Origin of the sequence: Streptomyces hygroscopicus subsp. hygroscopicus (genome assembly GCF_001553455.1) — a bacterium.
Classification (GTDB): domain Bacteria; phylum Actinomycetota; class Actinomycetes; order Streptomycetales; family Streptomycetaceae; genus Streptomyces; species Streptomyces hygroscopicus.
Window position 1 is genome coordinate 1 of sequence record NZ_BBOX01000202.1, and the last position, 7245, is coordinate 7245.

At 74.5% G+C, this 7245-nt stretch carries 4 protein-coding genes; all 4 read right to left on the reverse strand.

What is annotated here, in order from left to right; translation table 11 throughout:
• Positions 1-1050 (reverse strand): ABC transporter ATP-binding protein (locus AXW62_RS21355; RefSeq protein ID WP_060945956.1); only part of this gene is annotated, 1050 nt, incomplete at its 3' end.
• An 81-nt stretch (positions 1051-1131) separates the two neighbouring features.
• Positions 1132-2031, reverse strand: coding sequence for a hypothetical protein (locus AXW62_RS21360; protein WP_060945957.1), 900 nt, complete (start codon positions 2029-2031; stop codon positions 1132-1134).
• Between the two features lie 300 nt (positions 2032-2331).
• Positions 2332-3270 carry a coiled-coil domain-containing protein gene (locus AXW62_RS21365; protein WP_060945958.1) on the reverse strand — a complete coding sequence of 313 codons (939 nt, stop codon included), beginning with the start codon at positions 3268-3270 and terminating at the stop codon, positions 2332-2334.
• Positions 3271-3508: 238 nt separating this feature from the next.
• Positions 3509-7245 (reverse strand): polarized growth protein Scy-related protein (locus AXW62_RS21370; RefSeq protein ID WP_060945959.1); only part of this gene is annotated, 3737 nt, incomplete at its 5' end.

Here is a 7245-nt window from a genome sequence, read left to right on the forward strand (position 1 = left end):
GGCGTACCCCGGCAGCACGGTCCCGGGCGGGAAGCCCACGGGCTGCCCCGGGGCGCCCGGCGCATAGCCGTACGGCCCGCCCTGCGGCGCCGCACCGGGGACCGCCTGCTGCTGCAGGGCGGCGCGCTCGTCGATGGTCGAGCGGTAGTCCACCGCGCCCTGTGTCATCCGCATGTACGCCTCTTCCAGCGACGCCTGGTGCGGGGAGAGTTCCCACAGCCGCACGTCCGCCTGATGCGCCACCTCGCTGATCCGCGGCAGCGGCAGCCCGGTGACCCGCAGCGCCCCGTCCTGCTCCGGCAGCACCTGCCCGCCCGCCTCGCTCAGCGCGGCGGTCAGCTTCTCGCGCTGCTGCTGATCGCCCTCGGGGGTGCGGACGCGGGCGAAGTCCGCCGAGTTGTAGGAGATGAAGTCCTTGACGCTCATGTCGGCGAGCAGCTGTCCGCGCCCGATGACGATCAGGTGATCGGCGGTGAGCGCCATCTCACTCATCAGATGGCTGGAGACGAAGACGGTGCGGCCCTCGGAGGCCAGCTGCTTCATGAAGTTGCGGACCCAGAGGATGCCCTCGGGGTCCAGGCCGTTGACCGGCTCGTCGAACAGCAGCACCTGCGGATCGCCGAGGAGGGCCGCCGCGATGCCCAGACGCTGCCCCATGCCGAGCGAGAAGCCCTTGGAGCGCTTGCGCGCCACGTTCTGGAGCCCCACCACGCCCAGCACTTCGTCGACCCGGCGGGCCGGGATCCCGGACAACTGGGCCAGGCAGAGCAGATGCTGGCGTGCGCTGCGGCCGCCGTGCACCGCCTTGGCGTCGAGCAGGGCGCCCACCTGGCGGGGGGCGTTGGGCAGTTTGCGGAACGGGTAGCCGCCGACCGTGACATGGCCGGCGGTGGGCTCGTCGAGGCCCAGGATCATCCGCATCGTGGTGGACTTGCCCGACCCGTTGGGCCCGAGGAAGCCGGTGACCGCCCCCGGCCGTACCTGGAACGACAGGTTGTACACGGCTGTCTTGGCGCCGTAGCGCTTCGTCAGGCCGACTGCCTCGATCATTCTCCGCCCCTCATGTGCATGGGTCGGGCGCGCTGGCCCCCGGTGAGGGTTAGGAGGATAACGGCGTGTTGACGGTTCCCGTTACTCGAGAGCTGATAGCGCATCGTAACCAAGGGGCCCTCCGCGCCCTCCCGGCCCTTCGCACGCGTCCTCCGGGCAACGCAGCAGGTCGGGCTGTGGCAGCGCCCAGCCCTCCTCCTGGAAGACGCGAGTGCCGGTCTTCCGCACGGCGGGGTCGGCGCCCGCGCGGGTGACCCAGGCGCGCGGGTCGGGACCGAGGAGTTCGCGCAGCCGTGGTGAAACGGCGAGCAGACGGGTGAGCAGGGCGCTCTGGTCGCCGCCGCCGGGAAGGGGGCGTTCGGTGCCGTCCGGGGACATCAGCACCCCGCGCTCGCCGACGTAGAGATACGCGCCGCCGAGCCGCTCACCGGACGGCATGACCATCCGGTAGTCCGCGCCGGGCAGCAGGACGCGGCGGTAGTTGGGGTACTCGGTCGCGTCCACGGCCGCCAACTGCTCGGCGTCCAGCCAGCTGATGACCAGCGGGGTGCGGGCCCCCGGGGCCGTGTACGGGGCGGAGGCCACATAGCCGTACCGGCCGATATGGGCCGAGCAGCCGACCGCGATGCCGTGCACATCGACCGGGACCATGGGGACGGCGGCCGGGTGACCGGGGCGGGAGAGCTTGTGGTGCAGCTGGGCCGGGGAGGCGTTGGAGCCGACCGCGATGACGGGGTGGCGGTCGGCGGCCGGGGGCAGGCCCAGGCCGGTGAGGACGGCGTCGAGCGGTTCCGCCGGCCCTTCACCGGGTGTGGCGACGACCACCGGCCAGGTGCCCAGCCGGCCCGGCGCGGGCTCGAGTTCCCACAGCTCCCCGGCGGTGAGGAGGGTGGGGCGGGTGACGGGGCGGCCGGGATAGGTCAGGGGCTGCTGGGCGGGGACGTCGGCGAAGCCGAGGGCGGCGAGGCGGCGGTCGGTCACGGAGGGTGCCTCCCCCGCCCCGCCCCACCCCGAAACCGGCGCCGACCCGGGCTCCATCGCGTGACGTGGCTCCGGCGCCCGAGCTTGGGTCTTCGTCTCGGTCTCCGAAGCTAGGGCGCCGCGTAGTCCCCGAAGCCAAGGCGCCGCGCCGATGCGGGAGCCGGGAGCCGGGAGCCGGGGTGGTGTGCCGCGGGGGCGTCCCGGTGAGCAGGCGAAGAGCGCGGTCGGGGGCCGGACATGCGCGTGCCCCGCGCCGTTCGTGGCGGCGCGGGGCATCGTGCGCTCCGTGGTGAGCGAGGATCACCTGGTCTGCTGGGCCGGGACGCCGCGGCTGACCGTCTCGTCCTCGCCCTGACCACCGGCCGCGGCCACCGCCGCACCGGTCAGCGTGGCCAGCATCTCGCGGACGTTGGTCAGCTGGGCGTTGATGCTGTCGCGGCGGTTGGTGAGGGCCGCCAGCTCGCGCTCGGACTCGCTGCGGATCCGGTCGGCCTTGGCGTTGGCGTCCGCCACGATGTCCTCGGCCTGGCGCTGCGCGGTCTCCACCGTCTGGCGGGCGCGGCGCTCGGCGTCGGTGCGCAGCTTCTCGGCCTCCAGGCGCAGCTGCTCGGCGCGGTGCTCGATCTCCGCGAGCCGCTTCTCGGCCTTGGCCTGACGGGAGGCCAGGTCGCGCTCGGACTGCTCGCGGCGCTTGGCGAGGTTGGTCTCGAAGTCGGCGGCGGCCTGCGCGGCCTTGGCGCGGGTCTCCTCGAAGAGGGCTTCCGCCTCCTCGCGCTTGGACTGGGCGTCCTTCTGCGCCTCCTGACGCAGTGTGGACGCCTCGCCCTTCGCCTTCTCGACGATCCGCGCGCCCTCGTCCTCGGCCTTGGCCTTGCGCTCGGCGGCGAACGCCTCGGCGTCGTTGCGGACCTGCTGAGCGGCCGACTCGGCCAGATCACGGTGCTGTTCGGCGGCCCGGCGAGCCTCCTCGCGCAGTTCCTTCGCCTCTTCCTCGGCGAGACGGAGGATCTTCTCGACCCGGGCGCCGAGCCCCGCGTAGGACGGCTCCGAATCGTTGATCTGGGCCTGAGCGTTCTGCGTCTCGAGGTGCAGCTCCTCGATGCGCTTTTCCAGAGAGGTGATACGGGCCAGTGCACTGTCACGATCGGCGACGAGCTTGGAAATGCGGTCGTCCACCTGACCGCGGTCGTACCCACGCCGCACGAGCTCGAAGCCGAAGGGGGAGGAAGTGTCGCTCATGGGGTTCCTGTCGAAAGAGACCGGTGAGGTGATAGAGGGAATCCTAGGGGGCCAAGCGGCGTGTCATCGAGTCAACGTCTGTTTGATCTGCAGAATGTCCAGCCTTTTGAGTGGCAGTAAGACGGAGACCCCGTCACTCGTCGGGATGATACGGGCATGGCTCGATGAACGCAGCCGACGCATCTGGCGCGGTTGACGCGGACAGGCGCGGCCGGCTCTCGTCGCCGGCCGCGTACGGTTACCCCTCCGACCGCTTCCCACTCCTCGTCGCACCCGCGCCCGCCGCCGTCTTGACTCCGCCGTTGTCCTTGCCGCCCGCGCCGCCCGACGCGGGGGTCTCGAAGGACTCCAACGCCTCGAGCACGTCCTGGACACGGGAGATCTCCGCGTTGATGTCCTCGCGGCGCCGCTTCAGCAGCTCCAGCTCGCGCTTGCCCTCGTCGACGATCTGCTGCGCCTCTTCGGTGGCCCGGGCCCGGGTCCGCTCCGCTTCCCGGTCGGCTTCGGCCTTCTTCTGCTCGGCCTCCTTCAGCAGGCTCTCGGCCTTCTTCACCGCCGCGATCCGCACCCGGCTCGCCTCGCTGTTCGCGTCCGACACCAGCGACTTGGCCTTCTCCTCCGCCTTCATCAGCTGCGCGGTGGCCGCCGCGACGAGCTTGTCCACCCGCTCGCCGGTGGCCTTCATCTGCTCCGCGGACTCCCGGCGGGCCCGCTCGTGCAACTCCTCGACCTCGGACTCGGTACGGGCGCGCAGCTCCTCGGCGCGCTCCCGGATGGCCGTGGCGTCGCCCCGGGCCTCGCTCAGCATGGTGTCGGAGTCCGTACGGGCCTTCTCCACCACCGCGTTGGCCTCGGCCGTGGCCTCGGCGACCAGCCGTTCCGCCTCCTTGCGGGCCGCGCCCACCATGGCGTCCGCCTGCTCCTCGGCCGCGGTCGCCGCGCGCAGCGCGGCCTCCTGCGCCTCGGCGGTGAGCCGCTCGGCCTCCGCGGAGGACTCGCTGACCAGCCGGTCGGCCTGCTCGGCGGCGTCGGAACGCCGCTTGTTGGCGTCCTCGCGCGCCTTGTCGATCAGCCGGTCGGCCTCGGCCTGCGCCTCGTTGCGGATCCGCTCCGCCTCGGCCGCCGCCGCGGCCTCGACCCGCTCGGCCTCGGCCCGGACGCGCGCCGCGTGCTGCTGCGCGGAGCCGACCGTCTCGGCGGCCTCGCCGCGCAGCCGCTCCGCCTCGGCGGATGCCTCCGCGTGCAGCCGCTCGGCCTCCTTGCGGGCCTCGGCGACCAGCCGGTCGGCCTGTGCGGCGGCCTCCGAGCGGATGTTGTTGGCGTCGCCGCGGGCCTGGGCCCGGGTGCGGGCCGCGTCCTGCTCCGCCGTCGCCCGCGCGTCGGACGCCTCCGTACGCAGCGCCTGTGCCCGCGCGGTGGCTTCGGAGACGAGCCGCTGGGCTTCCTCGGTGGCGCCGTTGACCAGGGTGTCGGCCTGTTCGGCGGCCTCGGTCCGGGTTTTGTTGGCGGAGCGGCGGGCCTCGTCGAGGGTCTCGTTCGCCTCGGCGCGCAGCCGCTCGGCCTCGTTGGTCGCCTCGGAGACCAGCCGCTGGGCTTCCTCGGTGGCTTCGGAGACCAGCCGCTGGGCTTCCTCGGTGGCGCCGTTGACCAGGGTGTCGGCCTGTTCGGCGGCTTCGGTCCGGGTTTTGTTGGCGGAGCGGCGGGCCTCGTCGAGGGTCTCGCTCGCCTCGGCGCGCAGCCGGTCGGCCTCGTCGGTGGCTTCGGAGACCAGCCGCTGGGCTTCCTCGGTGGCGCCGTTGACCAGGGTGTCGGCCTGTTCGGCGGCCTCGGCGCGGGTTTTGTTGGCGGAGCGGCGGGCCTCGTCGAGGGTTTCGTCCGCCTCGGCGCGCAGCCGCTCGGCCTCGTTGGTGGCTTCGGAGACCAGCCGGTCCGCCTGCTCGGCGGCCTCGGCGCGGCGCCTGCCCGCGTCCTCACGGGCCTCCCCGGTCAGCCGCTCGGCCTCCGCGATCGCCTCCGCGACCGTGCGCTCCGCGAGCGACTTGGCGGCATCGGCCTCCTCATGGGCCTCCTGCCGCACCCGGGTGGCGTCCTGCGAGGCGCGCTCCCGCTCGGCGTAGGCGTCCGCGCGGACCCGGTCGGCCTCGGCCTGCGCCTCGTCGCGCACCTGCTGCGCGGCGTGCTCCGCGGCCGTGCGCAGCCCCGTGATCTCCTGTTCGGCCTGCTCGTGCAGACCCGCGACCGAGTCCCGCACCTGCTGGGCGGTCTGCTCGGCGGCGGCCACCAGTTCGGCCGAACGCCGCTCGGCCTCCTCGACCAGCCGCTGTGCCTCCGCCTGCGCCTCGGAGACCCGGTTCCGGGCGGCGGCCAGCAGCTCCTCGCTCTGCTCCCGCGCCGCCGTCCGCTCCGCCTGCGCCTCCTCACGGGCGTCGGCGAGCAGCTCCTCGGCCTCCCGGCGGCGGCGGGCCGCCTCCTCCTGGGCGGCGGCCAGGGCCTCCGCGGCCTCGGTGCCGATCCGCTCGGCGGCGCTCGCCGCCTCCGCCCGTACCCGGTCGGCCGTCTCCTGGGCCTCGGCGCGCAGCCGCTCGGCCTCCGCGGCGGCCTCGCCGCGCAGCCGTACGGCCACCGACTCGCCCTCGGCGCGGGCGTTCGACGCGTCCGCGGCGGCCTCGTCGCGCAGCCGGGTGGCCTCCTCCTCGGCCTGCCGACGCAAGCCGCTCAGCCGTTCGGCGGACTCGGCGCGCTGCCGCTCGACCTCCTCGGCGGTCTCCTTGCGCAGCCGCTCGGCCTCGGCGCGGGCGTCCCGCAGCGCCTGGTCGGCGGAGGCGAGCCGCTGCTCGGCGTCCTGGTGCAGCCGGTTCAGCTCGGCCTCGGCCTCGGCGCGGCGGTCCTCGGCCGCCCGCTCGGCCTCCTCGCGCAGCTCCTCGGCCGCGGTGGCCGCCTCCGACTTGACCCGCTCGGCCTGCTCCTCGGCCGAGGTCACCAGCTCATCGGCCTCGGTGCGGGCCCGCTTCAGCAGCTCATCGGCCTGCCGGCGCAGCGCGTTGGCCCGCTCGATGGCCTCGGTGCGCACCCGCTCGCTCTCGGCGGTGGCGCCCGAACGGGTCTCCTCCGCATCGGACTTCGCCTTGGTCAGCAGGTCCTCGGCGGTGCCGGCCGCCTCCTCGATCTGCTGGACCGCCTCCCGGCGTGCCTCGGCGCGGATCCGCTCGCCCTCGGCAACCGCCTCGGCCCGCAGCTGCTCCGCCTCGCCGCGCAGCCGGCGGGCCTCCTCCTGGAGCTCGACGGTCTTGGCGCGGTACTCCTTGGTGTCGTCCTTCGCCGCGCCCTTGAGCTGCTCGGCGGTGTCATGCGCCTCGGCCCGCAGCCGGTCCGCCTCGGCCTCGGCCTCGCGCCGGATCCGTTCCGCCTCGTCGGTGGCCGCCTTGGTGGTGGCCTGCGCCTTCTCCGAGGCGCGGCTGAGCACCTCCTCGGCGCTCCGGGCCGCCTTGGCCAGCTGGGCCGCCGAGTCCTCGGCGGCCTTGGCGCGGGCGTCGTCGCCCGCCTCGGCGATCATCCGCTCGGCCTCGGCGCGGGCGTCGTCCCGCAGCTGCTCGGCCTCGGCGCGCAGCCGCTCGGCCTCCTTGGTGGCCTCGCCGACCAGCCGGGCGACCTCCGCCTTGGCGGTACGGGTGCGTTGCTCGTTGTCCGACTCGGCGGCCGCGAGCTGCTTGGCCGCCGCGTCCCTGGCCTCGGTGACCACCTTCTCGGCCTCGCTGCGGGCCTCACGCAGCGCCTGCTCGGCCTCCTGCATCCGCTGCTCGGCGGCGCGGGTCTGCTCGGCCGCCGCGCGGCGGGCCTGGTCCGCCTCGGCGGCGGTGGTGGCGCGCAGCTGCTCGGCGTGTTCGGTGGCCTCCTGGGCCTGGGCGCCGGCGCTGTTCAGCAGCCGCTCGGCGTCGGCGCGGGCCCGGCGCAGGATCGCCTCGGCCTCGGCGCGGG

Bases quoted from the DNA above. Each gene is read 5' to 3' on its own strand.
- AXW62_RS21365 (WP_060945958.1), bottom strand. From the start codon at position 3,270: ATGAGCGACACTTCCTCCCCCTTCGGCTTCGAGCTCGTGCGGCGTGGG.